This window comes from Alteribacillus sp. JSM 102045, assembly GCF_041949975.1.
Classification (GTDB): Bacteria; Bacillota; Bacilli; order Bacillales; family Marinococcaceae; genus Alteribacillus.
In genome coordinates this window covers 28,859-51,833 of sequence record NZ_JBHFQG010000009.1, presented here as the reverse complement: position 1 = coordinate 51,833, position 22,975 = coordinate 28,859, and the positions used below count along the sequence as shown (strand labels likewise).

At 39.6% G+C, this 22,975-nt stretch carries 23 protein-coding genes; 2 read left to right on the top strand and 21 right to left on the bottom strand.

The genetic code is table 11. The features are described 5' to 3' along the window. Positions 1-5: 5 nt before the first annotated feature. The 12 genes from leuD to ACE1TI_RS08400 all read right to left on the bottom strand — a co-directional run bounded on the left by leuD (position 6) and on the right by ACE1TI_RS08400 (position 10,823). Entirely contained in the window at positions 6-617 is a 612-nt protein-coding gene (leuD, locus tag ACE1TI_RS08455) for a 3-isopropylmalate dehydratase small subunit (RefSeq protein ID WP_375007145.1), read from the bottom strand. Next, positions 614-2,044, bottom strand: coding sequence for a 3-isopropylmalate dehydratase large subunit (leuC, locus tag ACE1TI_RS08450; protein ID WP_375007144.1), 1,431 nt, complete (start codon positions 2,042-2,044; stop codon positions 614-616). The genes leuD and leuC overlap by 4 nt, the downstream gene beginning before the upstream one ends. Positions 2,045-2,094: 50 nt before the next feature. Further along, on the bottom strand, positions 2,095-3,324 hold the full coding sequence (locus ACE1TI_RS08445) for a CaiB/BaiF CoA transferase family protein (RefSeq protein ID WP_375007143.1): 1,230 nt from the start codon (positions 3,322-3,324) through the stop codon (positions 2,095-2,097). A gap of 19 nt (positions 3,325-3,343) precedes the next feature. Further along, entirely contained in the window at positions 3,344-3,625 is a 282-nt protein-coding gene (locus ACE1TI_RS08440) for a hypothetical protein (protein ID WP_375007142.1), read from the bottom strand. Next, positions 3,625-4,596, bottom strand: coding sequence for a 3,4-dihydroxy-2-butanone-4-phosphate synthase (locus ACE1TI_RS08435; protein ID WP_375007141.1), 972 nt, complete (start codon positions 4,594-4,596; stop codon positions 3,625-3,627). Before ACE1TI_RS08435 ends, ACE1TI_RS08440 begins: the two co-directional genes overlap by 1 nt. 116 nt (positions 4,597-4,712) lie before the next feature. Next, entirely contained in the window at positions 4,713-5,273 is a 561-nt protein-coding gene (locus tag ACE1TI_RS08430) for an NADPH-dependent FMN reductase (protein WP_375007140.1), read from the bottom strand. A 34-nt stretch (positions 5,274-5,307) separates the two neighbouring features. Further along, positions 5,308-5,721, bottom strand: coding sequence for an ArsC/Spx/MgsR family protein (locus ACE1TI_RS08425; RefSeq protein WP_375007139.1), 414 nt, complete (start codon positions 5,719-5,721; stop codon positions 5,308-5,310). A 25-nt stretch (positions 5,722-5,746) separates the two neighbouring features. Beyond that, positions 5,747-6,922 (bottom strand): LLM class flavin-dependent oxidoreductase, encoded by a 1,176-nt coding sequence (locus ACE1TI_RS08420; protein ID WP_375007138.1) that lies wholly within the window; start codon positions 6,920-6,922, stop codon positions 5,747-5,749. 17 nt (positions 6,923-6,939) lie between these two features. After that, positions 6,940-7,353 carry a thioredoxin domain-containing protein gene (locus tag ACE1TI_RS08415; RefSeq protein WP_375007137.1) on the bottom strand — a complete coding sequence of 138 codons (414 nt, stop codon included), beginning with the start codon at positions 7,351-7,353 and terminating at the stop codon, positions 6,940-6,942. A 29-nt stretch (positions 7,354-7,382) separates the two neighbouring features. Continuing rightward, positions 7,383-8,579: an LLM class flavin-dependent oxidoreductase gene (locus tag ACE1TI_RS08410; RefSeq protein WP_375007136.1), complete on the bottom strand. Its 1,197-nt coding sequence runs from the start codon at positions 8,577-8,579 to the stop codon at positions 7,383-7,385. 23 nt (positions 8,580-8,602) lie between these two features. Then, on the bottom strand, positions 8,603-10,066 hold the full coding sequence (locus ACE1TI_RS08405) for an aldehyde dehydrogenase (RefSeq protein ID WP_375007214.1): 1,464 nt from the start codon (positions 10,064-10,066) through the stop codon (positions 8,603-8,605). A 79-nt stretch (positions 10,067-10,145) separates the two neighbouring features. Further along, entirely contained in the window at positions 10,146-10,823 is a 678-nt protein-coding gene (locus ACE1TI_RS08400) for a GntR family transcriptional regulator (RefSeq protein WP_375007135.1), read from the bottom strand. A 238-nt stretch (positions 10,824-11,061) separates the two neighbouring features. Between ACE1TI_RS08400 and ACE1TI_RS08395 the strand changes: the two genes are divergently transcribed. Then, complete coding sequence (locus tag ACE1TI_RS08395; RefSeq protein ID WP_375007134.1) at positions 11,062-12,495, top strand: sigma-54 interaction domain-containing protein; 1,434 nt, start codon at positions 11,062-11,064, stop codon at positions 12,493-12,495. A gap of 14 nt (positions 12,496-12,509) precedes the next feature. Then, complete coding sequence (locus tag ACE1TI_RS08390) at positions 12,510-12,653, top strand: hypothetical protein (protein ID WP_375007133.1); 144 nt, start codon at positions 12,510-12,512, stop codon at positions 12,651-12,653. Positions 12,654-13,294: 641 nt separating this feature from the next. Here the strand turns inward: ACE1TI_RS08390 and ACE1TI_RS08385 are convergent. From ACE1TI_RS08385 to ACE1TI_RS08340, 9 genes are all read right to left on the bottom strand, one after another. Beyond that, a complete protein-coding gene (locus tag ACE1TI_RS08385) occupies positions 13,295-13,795 on the bottom strand; it encodes a flavin reductase family protein (RefSeq protein WP_375007132.1) in 501 nt (166 codons plus the stop codon). Between the two features lie 572 nt (positions 13,796-14,367). Beyond that, the gene (gene sda, locus ACE1TI_RS08375; protein WP_375007213.1) at positions 14,368-14,478 is read right to left on the bottom strand and encodes a sporulation histidine kinase inhibitor Sda; all 111 of its coding nucleotides are present in this window, start codon (positions 14,476-14,478) and stop codon (positions 14,368-14,370) included. Positions 14,479-14,768: 290 nt separating this feature from the next. Next, entirely contained in the window at positions 14,769-14,969 is a 201-nt protein-coding gene (locus ACE1TI_RS08370) for a tautomerase family protein (protein ID WP_375007131.1), read from the bottom strand. Between the two features lie 113 nt (positions 14,970-15,082). Beyond that, complete coding sequence (locus ACE1TI_RS08365) at positions 15,083-15,871, bottom strand: N-acyl homoserine lactonase family protein (RefSeq protein WP_375007130.1); 789 nt, start codon at positions 15,869-15,871, stop codon at positions 15,083-15,085. Positions 15,872-16,000: 129 nt separating this feature from the next. Beyond that, on the bottom strand, positions 16,001-17,608 hold the full coding sequence (locus ACE1TI_RS08360) for a class I adenylate-forming enzyme family protein (protein WP_375007129.1): 1,608 nt from the start codon (positions 17,606-17,608) through the stop codon (positions 16,001-16,003). A 28-nt stretch (positions 17,609-17,636) separates the two neighbouring features. After that, complete coding sequence (locus ACE1TI_RS08355) at positions 17,637-18,404, bottom strand: enoyl-CoA hydratase-related protein (protein WP_375007128.1); 768 nt, start codon at positions 18,402-18,404, stop codon at positions 17,637-17,639. Between the two features lie 125 nt (positions 18,405-18,529). After that, entirely contained in the window at positions 18,530-20,227 is a 1,698-nt protein-coding gene (locus ACE1TI_RS08350) for a flavin-containing monooxygenase (RefSeq protein ID WP_375007127.1), read from the bottom strand. 90 nt (positions 20,228-20,317) lie between these two features. Beyond that, positions 20,318-21,574, bottom strand: coding sequence for an acyl-CoA dehydrogenase family protein (locus ACE1TI_RS08345; protein WP_375007126.1), 1,257 nt, complete (start codon positions 21,572-21,574; stop codon positions 20,318-20,320). Then, on the bottom strand, positions 21,531-22,088 hold the full coding sequence (locus ACE1TI_RS08340) for a TetR/AcrR family transcriptional regulator (protein WP_375007125.1): 558 nt from the start codon (positions 22,086-22,088) through the stop codon (positions 21,531-21,533). The genes ACE1TI_RS08345 and ACE1TI_RS08340 overlap by 44 nt, the downstream gene beginning before the upstream one ends. Between the last annotated feature and the right edge of the window lie 887 nt (positions 22,089-22,975).

Sequence of the window (22,975 nt, the reverse complement as noted above, 5' to 3'; positions counted from 1 at the left end):
TTTTTCTATGCTCGTTTAGGTGTAAGCCATGATCTTCTTTCTTTCTCAAACTTAGCAATTTCCGAATCCATTTTCATGGTGATTTCAATGTCATCCATTCCTTTTAATAGTCTTTCTTGTTGAGAATCTTCGAGATCAAAGTGATAGATTAACTGATCATCATCACGGATAGTCTGCTGTTTAACATCTACCTGGAGTGAATAGCTATCTATATTAAATGCTTTTTCAAAAAGCACCTCTACTTCCTCTTTTTTTAGCACAATTGGCAATATGCCATTTTTAAAACAATTATTATAAAAAATTTCTGCAAAGGATGGTGCTATAAGGACTCTAAATCCAAAGTCTTCAAGAGCCCAGGGGGCGTGTTCCCTGGAAGATCCGGAGCCAAAATTATCACGGCCGAGTAATATGCTGGCTCCTTTATAGCGCGGGTCGTTTAATACAAAGTTTTCATTTTCTTCGCCATTGTCGTCATAGCGCCAATCATGAAACAGAAATTTCTCGTAGCCTGTTCGTTCTACTCTTTTTAAAAATTGTTTTGGAAGGATTGCATCGGTGTCTACGTTGACACGATTAAGGGGCATTACCTGCCCTTTATGAGTGCTTAACGTTTTCATGAAGTCACCTCTTCTTTCACCGGGTTCCATGTTCGGATATCGACAAAGTGACCTTCCAATGCAGCAGCCGCTGCCATTAAAGGACTGACCAAATGGGTGCGGCCTTTACGCCCCTGGCGCCCTTCAAAATTGCGATTGGAGGTAGAAGCACAGCGTTCCTCCGGCTGAAGCATATCAGGATTCATTCCCAAACACATGCTGCAGCCAGCTTCACGCCATTCAAACCCTGCTGCTAGAAAAACGTTATGCAGCCCTTCTTGTTCTGCCTGTTTTTTTACCTGATATGACCCTGGGACTACTAAAGCCTGGATACCATCCGAAACTTTTTTATTGCTTGTGCTTATAAAGTCTGCCGCTTCCCGTAAATCTTCTATTCTAGCGTTAGTGCACGAACCAATAAATACGCGATCTATGTGGATGTCTTCAATTGAAGTTCCCGCTTCGAGGCCCATATATAGAAGAGCGTCTTCCGCAGCTTTTCTGTGTACCGGATCTTTAAAGTCTCTTGGATCCGGCACACAATCAGTCACTTTTACCACCATGCTAGGATTCGTGCCCCACGTCACCAGCGGAGCCAAATCACTTGGGTCCAATTCAACTATTCTATCAAATTGGGCATCGGGATCACTTTGAAGAGTCTGCCAATAGGCAAGCGCTTCATCCCATTCTTTTCCCTGAGGAGAATACGGACGTCCTTTTACATACTCAAATGTCTTCTCATCTGGTGCTATAATTCCTGTTCTGGCTCCTGCTTCTATGGCCATATTACATATAGTCATGCGTTCTTCCATAGACATGGTGCGGATGACTTCTCCAGTAAATTCTATGGCGTATCCTGTTCCACCATCGTTGCCAATTTTGCCGATTAACGCTAAAATTACATCTTTTGCCGTCACAAACTCCGGCATTTCGCCTGACACGTTCACTTGCATGGTCTTTGATTTTTTTTGAGGAATCGTTTGGGTAGCCAGTACATGCTCGATTTCACTGGTTCCTATTCCAAATGCAAGAGTTCCAAATGCGCCGTGAGTAGATGTATGGCTGTCTCCGCATACAATTGTTTTCCCTGGAACTGTCAAGCCTAGTTCTGGCCCGATAATATGAACAATGCCATTGTATTCATGGTCTAAATCATAGACCGTTATGCCGGAATCTTGGCAATTTTCAATAAGTATTTTCACTTGTTTCTCTGCAATCGGATCTTCGAATGGAAAAGATCGTTCTGTGGTGGGAACGTTATGGTCTGTCGTCGCAAAGGTGAGTTCCGGTTTTCTTACTTTTCTGTTTCGAAGACGTATCCCTTCAAATGCCTGAGGAGACATGACTTCATTTAATAAATGAAGATCAATGTATAATAATGGAGACGTTTCTTCCTTATCATGCACCATATGGCTCTCCCAAAGCTTTTCGTATAAGGTTTTACCCATTTTGTACCTCCGTTCTATAGATCGTTTGCATATTCTCATTCACCTGCCTGCTACTTTTTGTATGCTGTCGACACAGGAACTTCAATTATTTCTTTTTCGTTAAGCTCCCGGACCTCATTTTCCGATAAATGCAAATAACGAGACAGAATTTCTTCCGTATGTTCTCCAAGACTTGGGCCGCTCCAGTCAATATCTCCTGGGGTTTCACTTAGCTTAGGAACAATCCCGGGGACTTTTAGGGGGCCAATTCCTTCAATATGAACTTCACGAATCATTTCTCTTGCTTGATAATGTGGATCTTTTACAATATCTGCAATAGAATAAATTGGTCCAGCCGGCACATTAGCTTTATCAAGAATGGCCAGTGCTTCTTCTAACGTATATTTTCTTGTCCATTCTTCAATCACATCATCTAAAAATTCTGCATGTTCGGTTCGGCTTGCATTATTTTTAAAACGTATATCTTCTGCAAATTCCGGACGGCCAATAGCATGCATTAAACGCTTAAAAATACCATCTCCATTAGCACCAATCACCACAAATTTTCTATCTTTGCATTTATATAAATTAGAAGGTGTAATACCTGGCAGTGTACTTCCTGTACGTTCTCTGATTACCCCTGCATAATCGTATTCCGGCAGCATACTTTCCATCAGACTAAATACTGATTCATAAAGGGCCACATCTACAACCTGTCCTTTATGTGTGTCTTGGGCATCACGGTAATGGACTGCCATTAATGCGCCGATGACTGCATAGAGAGAACTGATGGAATCTCCTATACTGCATCCTACTCTAGTTGGGGGGCGATCAGGATAACCTGTTATATAGCGCAGCCCTCCCATAGCTTCCCCAATAGATCCAAAACCCGGTTTGTCTACATAAGGACCGTTCTGGCCGTATCCAGATACTCTGATCATAATAATAGATGGATTTATTTCTTTTAATTGCTCGTACCCGAGACCCCATTCCTCCATTTTTCCTGGACGAAAATTTTCTATAATTACATCGATTTCCTTTACAAGCTTCTTTATGATGAACTGGCCTTCTTCTTTTTTTAAATCGACCGCTACAGACTTTTTATTTCGTGCCTGTACATACCACCACAAACTCGTTTCGTCTTTTACTATTCTCCAGTTACGAATGGGATCACCTTTCACCGGGCTCTCTATCTTAATAACTTCCGCTCCGAATTCTGCAAGAAGGCGCCCCGCTGAAGGTCCTGCAATCAATTGGCCCATTTCTAAAACCTTCAATCCTTTTAGTGCTTTGTCTTTCATTTTTCATCCCCCTTTCCATTCAACTTACCGATTTATCCTTTTTTTTCCAATATTGATTTAATAGATGAACAAGATTTCCTTTTCCTATTTTTATTCTCGAACGCTCCCAATCATTGTCTAAAGAAGATAACAAAAATATTAAAAAATCTAATATATATCTTCGCCGTTCTATTACATTTTTCACGTCCTGCTGATAAAACCATATGTCGACTCTATTATAGACACCTCTGTTCAAACCATATGTCTCTTGGCAGTACTGTACAAACAGCAAATCTGGTAAATGTATGACATCACGACTCATCAGATCAACCTCATTTCCAATTCTTCGAAGTAAATATGCTGAGCTTGGTACAAATCTTCAATTAAAGCCTTTACCTGCCTTGTTATTAATTTACTTTTCACTGGATAAGCCAGAAACGGAGATGTAGGACGCTTTTGGAGTTTTTGCTTAAAAACAATTCCGTCTATTTCTTTATCAATAAGCTTTTTATAATAGTCTTTAAAATGAGACCTGCAATGGCACTGATTTACTCCTAAAACGTCACCAGACTGGCATTCTTCATAAAATACTATTTTCTTCGATCTTATCTTGCCTGCTCTGGTATATATTTTCATTTCTTGTTCGAATAATGTATCAATGACTGTGTATACCTTGGTATCACCTATTTCTTGACGGTGTAATACCTGAAGCCATTCTTTCTTTTCATATTGAAATTGAACCACTTCGTTAAAAGTAATCATTGGGAGGTTAAACTGTTTCTCCACCTCTTCTTTGCTTGCAATTTCTCCTTTTTCATTTAATATTTCGCAAACATAAGCCACAGGTGATAATGATTTTATTTCTTGCAGGGCACATGCTATTTCTGCGACTCCCGGGTTTTTAAAGACGTCACCTGTACTAATCAGGGGGAAAATATGGCCTGGCCGCTTAAAATCATTAGGTTGAACATAATATTGGGTAAAAGCCCTGATCGTTTCGGCTCTTTCAAAGGCAGAAATTCCTGTTGTCGACGTTTTATAATCTACGGATACAGTAAATTTTTTGTTATCGTCAGGAACACTTCCTGACATACAAGATAAATGCAGTTCTTTAGCTTTTTCTTTGGTGATGCAAACATAAATGAGACCTTTTCCAGCAAATGTCATGAAATTGACGGACTCACCGGTCGCATATTCTGCGTTCTCCATCAAATAGGCCACATTATTATTTAAATCATCATATAAAATAACAGGACTCTTCGCGATGGTTAAATCTCTTATTTCTGTAATCATCTTGCTCCCCCTTTTCAGCGTTTCAGTTACTAAGGGAGAGGGGAAAGGGACGATGCTTTGCTGAACGATCGCCCCAATCACGTCACCTTTTTATCAAGCAAGCACCTTATACTATTTTAATAGAGAGAAGGCCCCAATACTTTTCCCTCTGTTCGTTTTGCAAGCTCTGCCAGGTCCAGTCCAAATTGGCGGGCTTGATTTCGCACTTTTTCTTCCATAATAGTTCCATTCTCTACCGAAAATTTTGCCTGATACAGCACCCCTGGAAGTGTATACATTTGAAAAAATCCCATAATGGTTCGAAACCCTAAATCCATACCGAGGTAGTGGTGATCACTTCCGCCTGTTGCGACCAATCCTGCCGCTTTTCCTTTTAAATGGTCATTTGGAATGAGATCCATCAGGTTCTTTAATGCTCCTGTCATCATCCCCCGGTACATCGGGGAACCGAATATATAGGCATCTGCTTCATTTATTTTGTTCAGAACTTGCTGCGTCTCTGGACTATATTCTTCCACAGGGCGTCCATCACAAAAGTCCAATGTCACTTGGGACAAATAAATGATATCAGTTGTTACGTCACTGCTATACGTTTCGGCAGCAGCTAATGTTTGCTGAATTAACGCACTGGTACGCCTGCTTGAAGCCGAGCTTCCACACACGCCGACTATCTTCATTACGTAACCCTCCCTGCAAATGATAAATTTATAATTAAGCCATTTTTACATCTTTCACTTTTACAAAACGCATCGACTCTACCAGCTTTTCATAGTCATAACCAATTATTACATCATCATTATCAACCAGGATAGGAGTAATCATGAGGTGAGGGTGCTGATTGATCAGGCTGATTATTTCTTCTTCCGGTAACTCTCCTGCCTGAATTCTTGTAATAAAGTGATCGTCTGCCGCTTTTTGAGGATTAATTAAGGCAAAAGAAAACTCATCTGGATAAACGATAGCTTTTGCCCCGCCAGGAGCAATACTAGCCAATCTTTCAATCTCTTCTTTTGTAATTTGATAAACACTTGTATTTTTACAAGGGATGCCATGGTTTTTTAACCAGGCTTTGGTCACTTCATAACTGGAATTTCCGGACTTTCCGTATAAAATGCGCTGATCCATTATAATCGTTCCTTTCCCATATTTTTCACCCTACTAGATTGGCAGTTTTGGAAGACTTATTTTTATCTGGTGTTTCTTTAACAGGGTTTCTAACCCCGGCTTGTTCCAATAAAGGGAGCACATTTTCGTTAAAATAAGGCATCTCTTGTTCATAATCTAAAAACGAGACCAGACTTCCAGACACACCGGCGTTGGAAATATCAATTAGTTTTTGAGCAACTTGTTCCGGTGTACCAACAAGCGGCCATCCGCCCCAGCCCGCAATAAATTTTTCTCTAGCTTTCTTTAAATATTCTTGAGAATGAGAACCGGACTCGATGCCAAACATATCACAAATAATGTTGGCTACTTCCCAGTCTCCCTGTTCTCTCACATAATAATCGTAAAATTCATTTGCTTCTTTTTCCGTTGGCCGGCACACCACAAAACCAGTGGTAAACGTATTAATTTCCCGTTTATATTCTTCCCAAGCTAATTTCTTTATATAATTTGTCCACTCCGCAGCTTGTTCCATTGATTCTATATAGCCGAAATTAAAGTCCGTGTATTTAGCAGCAAAGTTTCTTCCTCTTGGAGACGTACCTGCACTAATTAAAACGGGACGAGGATTTTGAGACGGTTTCGGCTCCTGCCAGCCGTCCTTTATCTCGAAAAACTCTCCTTTATGGTCAAAATACTGCTCGGACCACATGCGTAATACAACTTCGAGCCATTCGGTCGCATAACGGTAGCCTTTTTCATGATCCATTTTTTTACCGTTAAACATTTCCATTTCTTTTGGAAACCATCCTACGACAGTATTTAACCCAATCCTTCCATTTGAAATGTCATCAATGGTGGATAACATTTTAGAAGCAACGATAGGATGCATCGTCGGTACGTGAGAGGTACAAAAGAGATAAATTTTTTCTGTTACGGCTGCAATGGCCGCTGCCCATGTATACGCTTCCATACAATTCCCATTAAAATTGCTCGGTCCTCCAAACCCTCTCCACCGTGCTACTGGAACGATACATTCATATCCATTTTGCTCCATCATTTGTGCTATTTTCACATTTGTTTCAAAGTCGGATTTAAAGGTGGTGTCCGCTACCGTCATTGAACAAGAATTGCTGACGTTTGGTCCGAAAATGCCCAATTTTAATTTATTATCATTAAACATAGGATTGCCTGCTTCACGAAACATATCGAATCTATTCATTTTTATCCTCCTAAAAGTTAAGCCATAGTGACATCTTTTACTTTGACAAAACGGAAGGTATCCATCATTTTTTGATATTGGTACCCAATAATAATCTCTTGAAAGTTCGTTATAATAGGAGTAATTACAAGATAAGGATGCATCGCCAGGCAGTTGATGATCTCTTCTTCTGACATGTTTCCATGTTGTATCTCGTTTATTAATTCAGCGTCTGATGAGCGTTGTGGATTGATTAAGGAATAGGAAAAGGCTGTGGGATAGGTAATCGACTTCGCCCCTCCCGAAACAATAGCTGCCATTTTTTTAATTTCTTCATAAGTAAGCTGATAAATACTGCGGTTTTCAAAGGGAATACCGTGGTTTTGTAAGAAAGCTTTACTTGTGTCAACACTCGGGTTACCAGATTTTCCATATAGAATCCATTTATCCATTTCTTTTCCCCCTCATTTATATTTTTTCTTTACTTAAGAGCTACCTCTTTTGTTTCTTCCTTGATAGTTGGAGCAACACCCGTTTCAATAGATCCTTTTTGGTCAACAGGTTTTCGGACTCCTGCTTGTTCCAGCAAAGGAATAACATTTTCGTTGAAGTAAGGCATTTCTTCCAGATAATCAACAAAGGAAAGCAACGTACCAGAAATACCAGATTCAGAGATTTTTATTAAGTTATCGGCTACTTGTTCTGGAGTACCGACAAGGGCCCATCCGCCCCAGCCTGCAATAAAGTTTTCACGGAAATTTTTCATAAATTCTTTAGATTGAGAGGCAGCATCAATATTAAAAAGGCTGCAGATAATATCTGTAACTTCCTCATCCCCTTTTTCTCTCACATAGTAGTTGTAATAATCCCAAGCTTCTTTTTCCGTTGGTCGACAGACTACAAAGCTTGTCGTAAATGTTTTAATGTCTCGTTTGAATTTATCCCAAGCCAGTTTCTTTATATGGTTGGTCCATTCTCTTCCTTGCTGATATGTTTCAAGGAAAGAGAAGTGGAAATCAGCAAATTGGGCTGCAAAATTCATACCTGCTGTAGAGGAACCTGCATTGATTAATACAGGGCGAGGGTTTTGAACTGGTTTAGGCTCCTGCCAGCCGTCTTTAATAGTGAAAAATTTTCCGTTGTGATCGAAATATTGCTCAGACCACATGCGCAATACGACTTCTATCCATTCTGTCGTATATTGATATCGTTTATCGTGAGGCATATTGTTCGTGCCAAACATTTCAAGCTCTTTAGGAAACCAGCCATTTACAATGTTCAAACCAATTCTTCCTTTTGAAATATCATCAATGCTAGAAATCATTTTAGAGGCGACAATAGGGTGCATCGTAGGGACGTGAGACGTGCAAAATAGATAAATCTTTTTCGTTATGGCAGCTAATGAAGCAGCCCACGTATAGGTCTCCATACATTTACCATTAAAATTACTCGGACCCCCGAAACCGCGCCATCTTGCCACAGGAATCATACATTCATATCCGGCATTTTCCATCATGATGGCAAGCTTTTTATTCGTCTCGAAGTCGGGAACAAAGTTTGTTTCGGCTAGTGTCATAGAGCATGAGTTGTTTACATTAGGCCCAAACACACCTAACTTAAGTTTATTGTCATTAAACATCGGGTTTCCCGCTTCTTTGTATAAATCAAATCTGTTCATTTTCTACTCAATCCCCCTTTTTATCACAAAATTTTAAATGGATCCGTTATTACATTTCCTGTATCTACCCAAACACTTTTCACTTGGGTATATTCTTCCATAACGTACCAGCCATTTTCTCTTCCAATACCACTGGATTTGTAGCCCCCAAAAGGAGCTCCGTATGCCACTTTACGGTAATTATTAATCCACACTGTCCCCGCTTTAATTTTAGAAGCCATCCTATGTGATTTTTGTACATCTTTTGTCCATACTGCCGAAGCAAGGCCAAATTCTGTATCATTTGCAATTCTAATCGCCTCTTCTTCTGTTTCAAAACGAATCAGACAAACCACTGGGCCAAAAATTTCTTCCTGAGCGATACGCATATCATTTGTTACATCTCCAAAGATGGTTGGCTTTACAAATAAACCATCTTTAAGTTCTTCATCGTTCGGCCTCTCTCCGCCAGCCAGTAAAGTCGCGCCTTCTTCTTTTCCAATTTCGATGTATTTTAGTACTTTTTCATACTGGCCTTTAAACGCCACTGTGCCCATCTCTGTATCCATATTTAATGGATCGCCTAATCGAATCTCGTTTGTACGCTCTACTAGGGCTTTCACAAATTCATCATAAATGGAGCTTTGAATAAGTACTCTTGATCCAGCCATACATGTTTGACCAGTAGCAGCAAATATTCCAGCAAGCACACCATTAACCGCGTTTGACAAGTCGGCATCTTCACATATAATATTTGGTGATTTTCCCCCAAGTTCTAAAGACGTTCTAGCAAAATGCTCTGCAGAGTTTTTAAGAACCAATCTTCCTGTGTCAGAAGAACCTGTAAAAGCAATTTTCCTCACTTTTGGTTGCTTTGCAAGAGCGTCGCCAGCTGTTTCTCCATAACCTGTGACCACATTAACTACTCCTGGAGGGAAACCAGCTTCTTCCACTAATTTAGAGAACTCCAGCAGGGAAACAGGAGTTACTTCTGATGGTTTAATGACAATCGTGTTTCCAGCTGCGAGTGCTGGACAAAGTTTCCACAGTGTTAATAGTAAAGGGGAGTTCCAAGGAACGATGGCACCTACTACTCCCAATGGTTCACGCACTGTGTAATTGATCATATTCGGTACTTCAACCGGAATCGTTTCTCCGTGAATTTTATCTGCAAATCCAGCAAAATAGTAACACCATCCTGCTAAACTCTTAACTTGTCCCAGCATCTCTTTAATTAGTTTTCCATTATCGATAACTTCACTAATTGCTAATGTTTCAGCATTTTCCGTTATTAGATCTCCAAGCTTTCGAAGCAAAGCCCCTCTTTGGCTTCCTGTCATTTCTGACCACTCGCCATTTTCGAACGCTTCGTTAGCTGCTCTTACTGCCCAATCAATGTCTTCTGCATCCCCCTCTGGCACGCGTGCCCAAACTTTCCCCGTAAAAGGATTAGAAGATTCAAACGTTCTTCCGGCTGCACTATCCACCCACTCATTGTTGATAAACATTTTAAAGTCCTTGACCTCAGTAAATGGATTTTCATATATTTTTTTCAATTCCGTAGTCAATTGTTTTTCCTCCTTATGGTTATAGATTTAACTTTTTGTCTGCTCTTTCTTCTAGAAAGAAAGATTTAAAATATTCCATATCGTTTAATATGTGCTCTTTCATTTTTTTAGCGGCTAAGGAAGAGTCGTTCATTTGAATTGCGTGAAAGATTTCATAGTGTTCTTGTAAAAAACCTTCCCCCCGGTTATGCTGCTTAATAATTGTGTTTCTGCATAATTTAATAAGGGAACTGATATTATCCATCATTGTTTTCAAACGGTTATTTTGACTCATTAGAACAATCGATTCATGAAATAGGGTGTTGTATTTAACAATGTTAGAAGGGTTGTTCATTTCAATAGCCTCCTCTGTTAAGAAGAGTATTTCTTGCAATTTCTCTATTTGTCCTGATGTGATGTTTTTTGTAGACCAATAGGCTGCTACTGATTCTAAGCCCATTCTCACCTGGTATAGTTCCAACACATCTTCCAAGGATGGAACAAATACGGTGATAGCTCCCTCCTTATTAACGAGCAATCCATCTCTTTCTAGCTTTCGAAAAGCTTCTCTAACTGGGCTTCGGCTCACTCCGAGCGTGGACGCTACGTCAGTATCCGTCAATCTCTTGCCTGATTCGATTTCTCCTGCTATGATTGCTTTAATTAGAGACTGATAAATCTGTTCATATAGTGGCTCTTCCCGTCTGATTCTTATCATTATTTTTTATATCTCACCTCCTTCTTGGGGTTGTCGACCATATTTCTCTGAAGATAAAATGCTGCCCTCTGTCGACTGTACTCTATATTATTGCAAGTACCATGCCAAAATGTAAGCATTTACATATGGGAGCGGGTGTCTAAATAACTGGATACAACAATAAGAAAATTGTCTTTTTTTCATACAACTATTCTGAAAATAGACAATTTTTTTAAAACAATTAGGGAGGTGGTTTGAAATGAATTCTTTACTGAATGAGTTGAATTTTAAAATGCCCTTTCTTTTCAAGCTTTTTGATACCATCCACGACGGGGTGAAAATTATTGATAATGACGGGAATTTTGTTTTCATTAATCATAATGCCGCGATAAACATGGGAATAGATAGAAACGAATGGATTGGACAACCTATTTCCCAATTAATTCCGAATTCTATTTTATTAAAAGCTTTAGAAACGAAAGAACCTCAAGTCAATAAACCCAGTTATGTTTCCGGCAAACAATTCATTGTTTATGCCTCTCCTCTTTTTATCGATAACGAAATTATTGGGGCTCTCTCTACTCATAAAGGCGAGCAAGATATAAAAGAAATGAAGGAATTTGTATCGAATGTTAATTATTACGTCGATTATTTAAATCAGAGTTTGCAAAACATGAAAAGTTTATCAGAGAATTTCAAAGATTTTATTGTCTCTAATGGCAGTCCACTGAATAATCAATTAGAAAAAATATCAAAAGTCGCCCCCACTGAAATTCCTGTTCTAATAAATGGAGAGACAGGGGTTGGGAAAGATTTAATAGCCAGAGGAATTCATGAATTGTCCCATAGAGCTGATAAACCTTTTATTACGGTGAATTGTGCTGCCATTCCAGATTCCCTGGCAGAAAGCGAACTGTTTGGCTACGAGGAAGGATCGTTCACTGGAGCTCATCATCGTGGCAGAAAAGGAAAATTTGAGCTAGCTGAAGGCGGAACTATTTTCCTAGATGAAGTCGGGGAGATGAATCTTTCTATTCAATCCAAATTACTGCGGGTGCTGCAGCAGCAGGAAGTCGTTCGTCTTGGAAGTAATAAAACAATTAAGCTGGATGTTCGTGTTATTACCGCTACTAATCGAGATTTGTCTCAAATGATTGAAAATAAATCATTTCGAGAAGATTTGTTTTACCGCATTGCCGGAACTTCTTTTTATATACCTCCTTTACGTGAAAGAAAAAAGGATATAGAAGCATTAATCTATCATTTTTTGAAGCAGCTTGCCCAAAAATATGAAGTCCAAAAAGAAATAAGTCAGGATTGCTTGGAATTTATACTTAACCATCCATTGCCTGGAAACGTACGCCAATTAAAAAGTATGTTGGAACACGGCTACATTTTATCAGAATCAAAGAATATACAAGTACAAGACCTCCCTGCACTCATGACAACTGGAATACAACAAAAGCATCAAGAACCTAATAATGAAGCTGCATTAAATTCACATACCCTCTTGGAAAACTCTGATTCTCTTGATTTAGAAGAAAATAAAGCAAAACTGGAGATCTTTTTAATAAAAGAAGCTCTGCAACGAGCAAATAATAATCGTTCTAAAGCGATACAATTGTTAGGCATCTCCCGTCAGGCTTTTTATGATCGTTTAAAAAAGTATAATAAAGAACTTACTAATTCTTAAAACGCAGTAGAGTATTGGTTCTAAACACAGTAGTGATCGATGTAAAAGGAACAGACCCGCACATAAATGGCGGGTCTGGCTTTTTGCTGTTTAAAGGAGAAATGGCTGTGGTGGTCCTGCAGTCAGTTGGAGATAAGAGTTGCCGTGCTTATCGTTAGTTTGGAGCAAATATGCTTTCATTTGAAGGGTTTATGCGTTAATTGGCAGGGGGTATGCGCTGCTTTTTTAAATTTATGACGTACTTTCGGATACTTTTGCTCAGCTTTCCCCTCTTTTTCCAGGGTCTGGCCCTCCATATTATGATGAGAATTTTGACGCATTTGCACCACGATCTAAACGATATGTGCTACTTTGGATCAAATATGCACGACTTTCTCTGACCTATGATGGACTTTTCTTCATTTATGCACCATTTCTCAACTTCATAGGATGCATCATCTTCCCTTTTCCAGGGCCTGGCACTACACATATTGATTTAATGAGTATGCAGCCTTCTCTGAATTCGAACTGCTTTCCGGAATTTATGCGAAAATTTCAGAGCGTATATGCACGACTTTCCCAAACTTATACGCAACTTCCACTCCTTTATGCACAACCACGCTTTACCTTCACCGCCACACCTAAAAAGGCCAGGCCCTCCACATTCTTGCGGGGGTCTGGCCCTTATCGTTTTTATCGAGCGGCACCTTTGTGTTACGAGCGAAAAATTTGTGATTCGATCAATTTTCGTCCACTTATCAGCGAAAATCGAGCATTCAGCGAACTCTCCAGCCCGCGATCTCACACACCTTATCCAACTCTACTTCGCATGAAATTCGGCTGGAATCGGTCCGAAGTTTCGGCGGTGGTAGAGCATTGGGTCTTTGTCTTTGTTGATTTGAATATCCTGCACTTCACCGATCAAAATGGTATGGTCGCCTGCTTCTACTTGCTTGAATGTTTTGCATTCCAAGACGGAGAAAGCGTCGGCGATCACCGGCAGGTTGTGCTTTGAAATGCCCCATTCGCATGTGCCGAATCGGTCGGTGTCTTTGCTGGCGAAGGTTTTACAAAGGTCCTCCTGTTCTCCGGCTAAAATATGAACGGCGAAGCCATCTGCTTTTTTGAAGGCATCCAGGGAAGACACTTTGTGGTCAATCGACCAAAGGACCAAAAGCGGGTACAGGGAGACGGATGCAAAGGAGTTAACGGTTAGTCCTACTGGTTCTTCTTTTTCATTACTTGTTGTCACGATAGTTACACCGGTTGGATAATTCCCCATTGCTTCTTTAAATAATGTTTCTTTTTCTTGCGTTTGCATGAATGATCTCCTCCTCTTTCTTCTTGTCTTTATTTTATTTATGCTGCTAAGTTCATGGTACGTTGCAATATGCGATTGCTCAACCCAGTGATACTATAATTCGCTATTTATGTGTTAAATTCCTGTTTAATGTTCATGAATATCAAAGGCTTCGGTTCGGGCACGGACTTCTTCTAAGGTGGCGATCATTCTGTCCTTTTTGTATTCAAAGACGCCGATCTCGGTAATAACTCAGGTGGAGATCAAGGAGTCGCATGCCGGAGGATGCAGCTGACATCCCAGAACGTTATAGGAGATGATGATAGATAGGTACTATTTGTTATGTGCTTAAATACAAAAAACAAGATGGTTGCTGTTTATAGAGAACATATTGGATCATTAAATGCAAGTGTTGTACATCCCTGAAAGCTGATATCCTTAATAATGCTGCCTCAGTTATCATTGCCATCAGCATCCAAGTAGAGATGTAACACCAAGTCGAGAGGATATTCAGGTTGATAGAAGGGTTTCAATTGATAAAAATAAAATGTTATTTTTAGGCTTTTTTGAGAGCTTAAATACCTTGTTTTAATCTACATCATATTTTGGCCTATTTTAAGACCCCGGGCATTGATTTCTTCATATATTAAAGCAATAAATTTAGTATCAAGATTGTATTCAATAGCTTTATAGAAGGTTTCTATTAAGATATATATTACAATTCATTACTATTCTCTTATCTATTAGAACTATTTTCAACACCACGAGATACACCAACTACAACACCTAGAGTTTTCTACTAGTTCATCTACAGGCTTAAATCCATCCACACCTTGACCTCCACCGCACTGTCTTCGTAAAAAAAGATAGCTTAAAAAAAGGACAACTTTCTTTAAATAAACATAAGAAGAGTAGAAGGACCTACTCATCTTATGTTTTTGTCTAGATTCATAATTAAATACTGTCTGTTGGATTTTACTAGCTTCAATCTATCTTATTTTGAATTCTGCTTGATACTCTTTATTGTCCTTCCTCCAACTCCCCAATCCTCACTGTCGACTTCTTGAATAACCACAAAGGTAGACTCCGGCTTACTGCCAAGCACTTCCTTTATCACTTTCGTTACACCGTCAATAACCTCTTCCTTTTGTTCGGTCGATGCACCTTTTAGAATTTGTACATTTAAATATGGCATGTACGTTCCCTCCTATTTAACTATTTTATAGCTATTTTAAAAAGCTTAAAAACATTTTATAATTGTCAATTAGGGTATAACCTCAACGCTAGTGTTTTTATTCTCCTATTAATTTAATCAGCCCATTCACCATTTTTAGGGAATTCCGCAAAATCTTTTGGATCATGTGAAAGATAAATTGGTATACCTGAATTTTCGAGAATTCGAAGCTTCATATAAGAATCACTTAGAATCTCCGCATTCCAATCATAAGGCATTGGGGCCATATTTTGAAACGCTTCTTTAAGGTGAGCCGTATCCGCACCCAGACATACAAGACCTCGATTTTCCAATCTAACTATCATGGCTTGGTGTCCTGGAGAATGGCCCGGAGTTGTAATAAGTTGAATCAAGCCATCTTGAAATAAATCTACATCTCCATTAATTTGTAAAAAATTATATCCTCTTGTATCCTTAAAATCATTTAAACAATAAACTAGACTAGTCCATGAATCCGGCCACCATGCATAACGTAGTTCGTTCTTTTGCACGACAAAAGTGGCATTGGGAAAATGGCACATACCTCCAGCATGATCTAGGTGTAAATGAGACATTACTACGTATTTTATGTCTTCTGTTTTATACCCCAATTTCATTAGTTGACGATCTATTGCATGATCTCGGGTCATTTTACAACCTAATGCCTCACGCATTCCAGGACCCCAATATTTTACCGCCGCTTCTGGATCAGCAACATTATAATTAATCCCCGTATCGAACAAGATTAATCCTTTTTCTGGATGTTCTATAATATAAACACTTGACGCTACATCTATTTTCCCAGTTGCCCCAGTCATAAGTATACCTTTGTCAATATCCAAAGGACCGCAATCCACCGCTGTAATTCGTAATCCAGCAGCCATAAATATTTACCTCCCAATCAACGATTCTTATTTTTTAGAACTTTTAAGCAAGCAAAAGTATACAAATTTACTCAAAAGAAATTTTATCCTCAACCTCTGATTATCACCCCCTTAAATTTTTAAATATTTTTAACTTTCTATATATTGTTTTCTCAGCTCTCTTTTAAGCACCTTTCCCATGGGGTTTCTCGGCAATGCATCGATGATTTCAAAGTCCCTTGGAACCTTAAAGTCTGCCAATCTCTCTTTGCAAAATCTAATAACTTCCTCGATTGTTGCGAATTCCCCTTCACGAAATACTATAAAGGCCTTAATGTCCTCACCTAAATTCTTATGTGGTTTAGCTATAACCGCAGCCTCTAGAATAGCTGGATGTTGGTACAGACAGTTCTCCACTTCCAGACTGGAAATATTAAAACCTCCCCTGATAACCAGGTCCTTTTTTCGATCGACATGATAGATGAATCCATCTTCATCACGATAAACTAAATCCCCACTATACACCCAATGATTCCGAAGGGTTTCTTTCGTCGCTTCATCATTTTTGAAATATCCCTTCATATTTGCTGGAGAACGATAGCAAATCTCCCCAATCACATTGGGTCCTACAGCTTGATCTTTATCATCGACAATTTTGATTTCAATCAAGGGCATTCCTTCTTTTCCCACTGAACCTAATTTATCCAATGCATATTTACCTGGTAAATATGTGCCTGCTGGTCCCGCTTCTGTCAAACCATAGGTTTGCCTCAATTCGATGCCAGGAAAAGCCTTAAATAGATCTAAAATCACCTGTTTGGGCATCGGTGCACCTCCATAGTCAAGTAGCCGTAGAGAGGATAGTTGATAGATGGAAATCTTACTTGACTCCAGCATATAGGTATAAACAGCTGGAACTCCTACATAAACAGTTGTTTTTTCCGTTTCCATCGTTCTTAAAGTTTCTTCCACATTGAACTTACGCTCAAGAACCATTGTTGCCCCATTAACAAGTACAGAAAGTAAATTGAAATGACAGCCTGAACTTGAGAAAAAAGGAAATGCACTTTGATATACATCCGTTGCAGATAGATCCAACGCTCCCCCAACTGAATAACCAGTGGCCACGGCACTTCCATGGGTATGTATAACCCCTTTTGGACGAGCCGTTGTTCCCGAAGTATACAGGAAATCAGCAGTATCATTTTCCAGCACACACACGGAAGGAGGTGAAGTATTTTCATTTTCCATGAGACTCTGAAAAGAATATATCTGAATGGCAGCATTAGATGTGGAAGATTGTAATGGAGATTCATCTGTAATAATAATTCGTCTAAGACTCGGACATTCTTTGGCAATCCTCTTTATTTTTGGAAGAAGGTTTATAGAAGTAATTAGAGATGATGCTTCACAATGGCCCAAAATATACTGCAGCTCCGACTCAGAATACCTTACGTTTATCGGAACATTAACTCCCCCCATTTTATGAGCAGCATAGAAGCTAAGGATACACTCTATCCCTTGCTCATTATCCAAAAAAATAGCAATCCGTTCTCCTTTTTTGATTTCCAGCCCTTGATATGCATTAGCCAGACGATCAGTAAAATGGTTTAGTTTCTTATAACTTAAACGTACTTTATCCTTTTTTACTCCACTCCAAGCTACTATAGCCGTCTTATTCGGAATTTGTTCGGCATGATATCTCAAATATTGCGGAATGGTCCGAAGATGAAAAAACGATGGCAACGGCAGGCTCATTCGCACTCCTCCTTCCTAAACTAGTATTTTACCTTCCTATAAATACAGGCTCACGTTTCTCAAAGAACGCTCGAACCGCTTCTTTTGAATCTTCATAACCTGAAAGTTCACTCGACAAACCCTGTTCAAACTTGTAGCCTTCTTTTAAATCCATATATTCAATGGTGTTCAAACTTTTTTTGGCCATTTTAATCGCAATCGGACTCTTTTTGGCAATTTTTCGAGCTACTTCATATGCTGCTTCTTCCAGCTGGTTTGATGAGACTACTTCCAAAACAGCGCCGTACTCTTTCATTTCCCTGGCAGAAATCTGCTCACCAGTATAATGCATATAACGAACAACCATTTGCGGGACAAGTCGGGAGAGATGCTTTGCACCACCCATCACCCCTACATTGATTTCTGGAAGACTGAAGGTAGCATTCTCCGAAGCGACCAAGATGTCACAGACTGCTGCATAGGCGAGTCCCGTTCCAGGGGCATGACCATTAATCGCACCAATCACTGGCACTCTGCAATCATAAACAGACCAAAAGCTCTCACGGACTTTCTGCATTCGATTATCCGCATTTTCTGGATTCATAGATAAAAATTCATTCAAATCATTTCCAGCAATAAACGCTTTTTCCCCTTCAGCACGGAATACAACGACACGGATATCATCTCGTTCATTAATGGAATAAAAAGTTTCAGCTATTTCTTGATAGGCCTTTGCATTGATTGCATTGACCGGTGGACGGTTCACTGTTACGACTCCAATATGCTTTTCCTTTAATTCTAATGTAACGAACTCCATACTAATCCCCCCTTTTTTCTATAAACCCATGAGTATTGTACATAATACCGATTAAAAAAATTTACAAGGTCTGCCCTGTTTGTGACCTACCGCCCACACAGGGCAGGAACCTGAATTTCGGTTGTTTAATGTTTACTGACAGGTATGGTATTATTAGCCTTAGTGGATAATGAGAACCCTTTATAGTCATTTATCGCAGCTGCATCGCATTGTCTGCTGTAGTTTTGAAAACCACCGATATACATCATACTTACGCGTGCTTTACCTTCGATGTTCGCTCCCATATACCAGCTGTCAGCTTTAGGCAAAAGTGTCTGATTAGCCACTTCGGCACTATGAGTCACCCACTCATTTTCTGCCTCAGCAGTTGGCTCTATACATGTAAGACTTCGCCTGCTCAAATATTCGAGGCAACTACCGACCCACTGGGCTTGATACTCAACGAGAAGTATAGGCTGATAAAACGCACCAGGGCTCCCTGGACCGTCGAGCATGAAGAGATTTGGAAAACCCGAAGTCATGAATCCTAAATAATTGCGTGGGCCATTTTCCCAGTACTCCTTGAGTGATAGGCCGTCTCTCCCTCTTATATCGATCCTGGTCATGGCACCTGTGACCGCATCAAAGCCTGTCGCGAATACGATACTGTCAAACTCATACTCTTTCCCTTCTACCATAACGCCATTAGGTGTGATCTTTTCAATAGGAGATTTCTTAACGTCAACCAATGAAACGTTATCTTGATTAAACGTCTCTAAGTAATTATTATCCGCGACGAGACGCTTCAACAGGATAGGATAATCCTTGGGTATCAATATCTCAGCTAGATCCGGATTGGAAATCCTTTGACGCATCTTCTCTTGAATAAACTTGGCCAAGGTATCATTTGCTTCTTTATTGGTAAAAACATCAGGAAATGTGTTATAATAGCTTAAACCGCCTGACTTATATCGGTTTTCGTAATCTGCTAACCTTTCATCGGGAGTTACTTCCAATGCAGACTTCTTATTAGGCATTCCTGGTTCGAAGTTTAGCGCAACATAGCCCCCGAAGGCGGTACGCTCAATACGCCTCCATTTACCATAGTTCGCTTTCACCGAATTCTGGTATTCCGGAGGCATTGGGCAATTCCGTAAAGGAACGATGTAGCCTGGAGTCCGCTGAAAGACGGTTAAATGAGCCGCTTCCTTTGCAATAAACGGGATCGACTGTACAGCAGAGGAGCCTGTGCCTATGACACCAACCCGCTGTTCCGTAAAGTCAACATCTTCGCGAGGCCATTTGGCGGTGTGATATTGCTTTCCTTTAAAAGTTTCAAGTCCTTTAAAATCCGGTTTGTTTGGAGCAGACACAAAGCCTGTTGCCATAATAACGAACCTCGCCCTTACGCGTTCACATTTATCTGTCTCAACCACCCATTGGTTCGTCGTTTCATCAAAAATGGCAGAATTGACCCGAGTATTTAGTTGAATGTCCCGGCGTAAGTCAAATCTATCTGCAACGTGATTGAGGTAACTATATACCTCTGCTTGACATGGGTACCGCTCAGTCCACTCCCACTCCTGCTGGAGTTCGTACGAAAACGAGTATGAATACTCTACACTTTCGATATCAACTCTCACTCCAGGATAGCGGTTCCAATACCATGTGCCACCAACACCACCGGCTGCATCGTAGACACGTACTGAAAACCCGCGTTCGTTTCGCAAATGATGGAGGGCGTACAATCCCGCGAACCCTGCACCAACGATAACAACATCGTAATCACAGACCGGTCCTTCCCCAGACTTTTGAACTTTCCCATGCATATTGTTAATTTCCATACTATATACCCCCTTTGATTAAAAGGAATTAAACTTTCCTTTAATCATCTTTTCTTTTTGCCTTGGTTAATTTCTGGAAAGTCTATCTGCTTATTTCAACAATTGATTAGCAATAACCACTCGCTGAATTTGATTAGTTCCTTCAACGATTTGCAGTAACTTGGCCTGCCTGAAATATCTTTCTGTGGGAAACTCTCTCATATATCCTACTCCGCCAAGCAGTTGTACTGCATCTGTGGTAACTTTCATGCAAACATCTGTAGCAAAGCATTTTGCCATCGCACCATATTTAGCACCACCCAGTTCCCCCTGATCAATCACATATGCGGATTTATAGACCAACTGCCTTGCTGCTTCTATCTGCATAGCCATGTCCGCCATCATCCATTGAAGACCCTGAAATTGGGAAATAGTATGTCCAAACTGCTTTCTTTCCTTAGTAAAAGCAATCGCTGTATCCAGTGCTCCCTGCGCTAAGCCCACTGCTAATATCCCTACAAGCGGTCGCGTCTTATCAAGAGTTTTCATTGCAATTTTGAATCCATCACCTTCTTCCCCCAATCTATTTTCTGGTGGAACCATCACGTTTTCAAAATAAACTTCACATGACGAAAAACCTCTAAATCCCATTTTATTTTCTTTTTTTCCGATTGTAATTCCCGGAGTATTCTTGTCCACTATGAAAGCGGATACATTTTCTTCATTTAAAGTTTTTGTTTTGGCAAACACGCACATCACATCGGCAACATCGGCATAAGAAATAAATCGTTTAACACCATTGACGATATAATTTCGGCCGTCAAAATGAGCTTTCGTTCTCATTGATGCAACATCAGATCCTGCTTCTGGTTCAGTGAGAGCAAAAGATATTCTTGATTCACCACTTGCAATTTTTGGGAGATATTTTTGTTTTTGCTCCTCACTACCCCCAACCACAATTGGCATCGCACCCAATTCCTGCGTTGTTGGGACCATGGCTGTATTGGCACAGACACTGGCTAGTTCCTCCATTGCCAAACACATCATCAATAAATTTCCACCACCTCCGTTATATTTTGTCTCATACGGTAACCCCATAATTCCTTGTTGATTCATCATCTGTAGTAATTCATCCGGATAGTTCCCGCTTTCTTCAATTTCTTCTGCTAATGAAGCGACCTTTTCTTGAGCAAACCGTCGGACGCTTTGTCTAAACATTTTTTGTTCCTCAGATAATGAGTAGTCCAACTTCATTCCTCCCTTCTTTAAGATAAATTTTTTTATATTAAGTATTTCTTTATAGTAGAAATACCTAATTAATACATTAAGGATAATCAATACCGTTTTTAATAAAGGAAACCAATTCATCAATTAGTTCATCTGTTATTTCCCTCTGTTCCCATATAATCCATTTCATTCCAATATATTCTGCAATTCCCATCATGCTGTAAGCAATTAGTTCTGGGTTGAATTCTTTGATTTCCCCTTTTTCCATGGAATTTTTTAGACCACTAATATATCCTCTAGAAAAGGTCTCAAAGTAATCCCGGTGAAGCTGTGCATCAACGAATTCAGCTTGCCTGAACAAGCGGTACAAATACTTGTGTTTTTCCAGGTACTGCAAGAAGATTCGAAAACCCTCCCTCTCCAGTTCAATTCGGTCCACGATATTTTTTGTGCCGATTCTAATCTCTTTTCTCAAATTTTGCTGCATACTCATTACTAACTCTCTGAAAATATCTTCTTTCGTTTTAAAATAGGTATAAAATGTACCCATCGACACCTCTGCTTGTTGTGTTATATCTACAATCCCTGCCTGAAAAAACCCTTTTTCTCCAAAAATAATTTCAGCTGCTTCCAAAAGTTTTTGCTTAGTCTTCATACCTCTCTGGGTTCTCGGTTCTAACTTTTCGTTCTCGTTTTTTTTTAGTTTTGTCATAATGTCACTCTTTCTGGTTAAAGTTGAAACATGATTCAAGTATTATGTATATACTAACACATCAGCAAATATTGTCAATATATTCTGAATATAAAATGTTCTAAAAGTTTTTGGTTTGTCTTAGTACCTTTTTGGGTTCTCGGTTCTAAATACCGTACAGCCAAGCTTTCAAACTCTTTTTTTATTTTTATTTGACCATAAATATTTCGGCTGTTTCTAAAGATTTCTCTGATAATCGTCGTCTATTCTTCATCCTGGTCATCCCGAACTTGGGCCTCGTAATAATACCTGATTGGAAGAATGTAGTCGCCAAAATTCAATACCTTTATTTTTTAATGAGCAAAATTGTAGACCTAGTAAATAGAGATTTAAAGTTCGGAGACTCGGAGGGAGCTCTTTAGAATTGTTGGAGAGGGTATTGACCTGAACGTGGACACTTTCTATCAATTGCTTCATACAAAAGAAAACGCTCCTGTATCCGAGCGAATTCCTTTTCTGCAGGAAGCAGAACAATAATACAACAGGGACTTTTTGGAAGAGTTTCCTTATAACAGCTTCTTGGAATTAGAACGAGAAGAATGCAGGAACCGCTATTAAAATAGTTTACACACCCTGGCCTCTTATTTTTGGGAGCACTCTCATGTCAAGCAGGGAATAGAATACTATGAAAAGCTGATAGCAGCTATCCCTATCTTCTATGTCCAAGCAAAAAAAGAAAAGCACGTGGAAAGAACTCGGCATTCCGGTTCATGACCATATTGAAGAAATTTTTTCAGGGTATGCAAAGACGAACTAAAACACATTCCAGAGAAGCCTTTTATGAGGGTTTT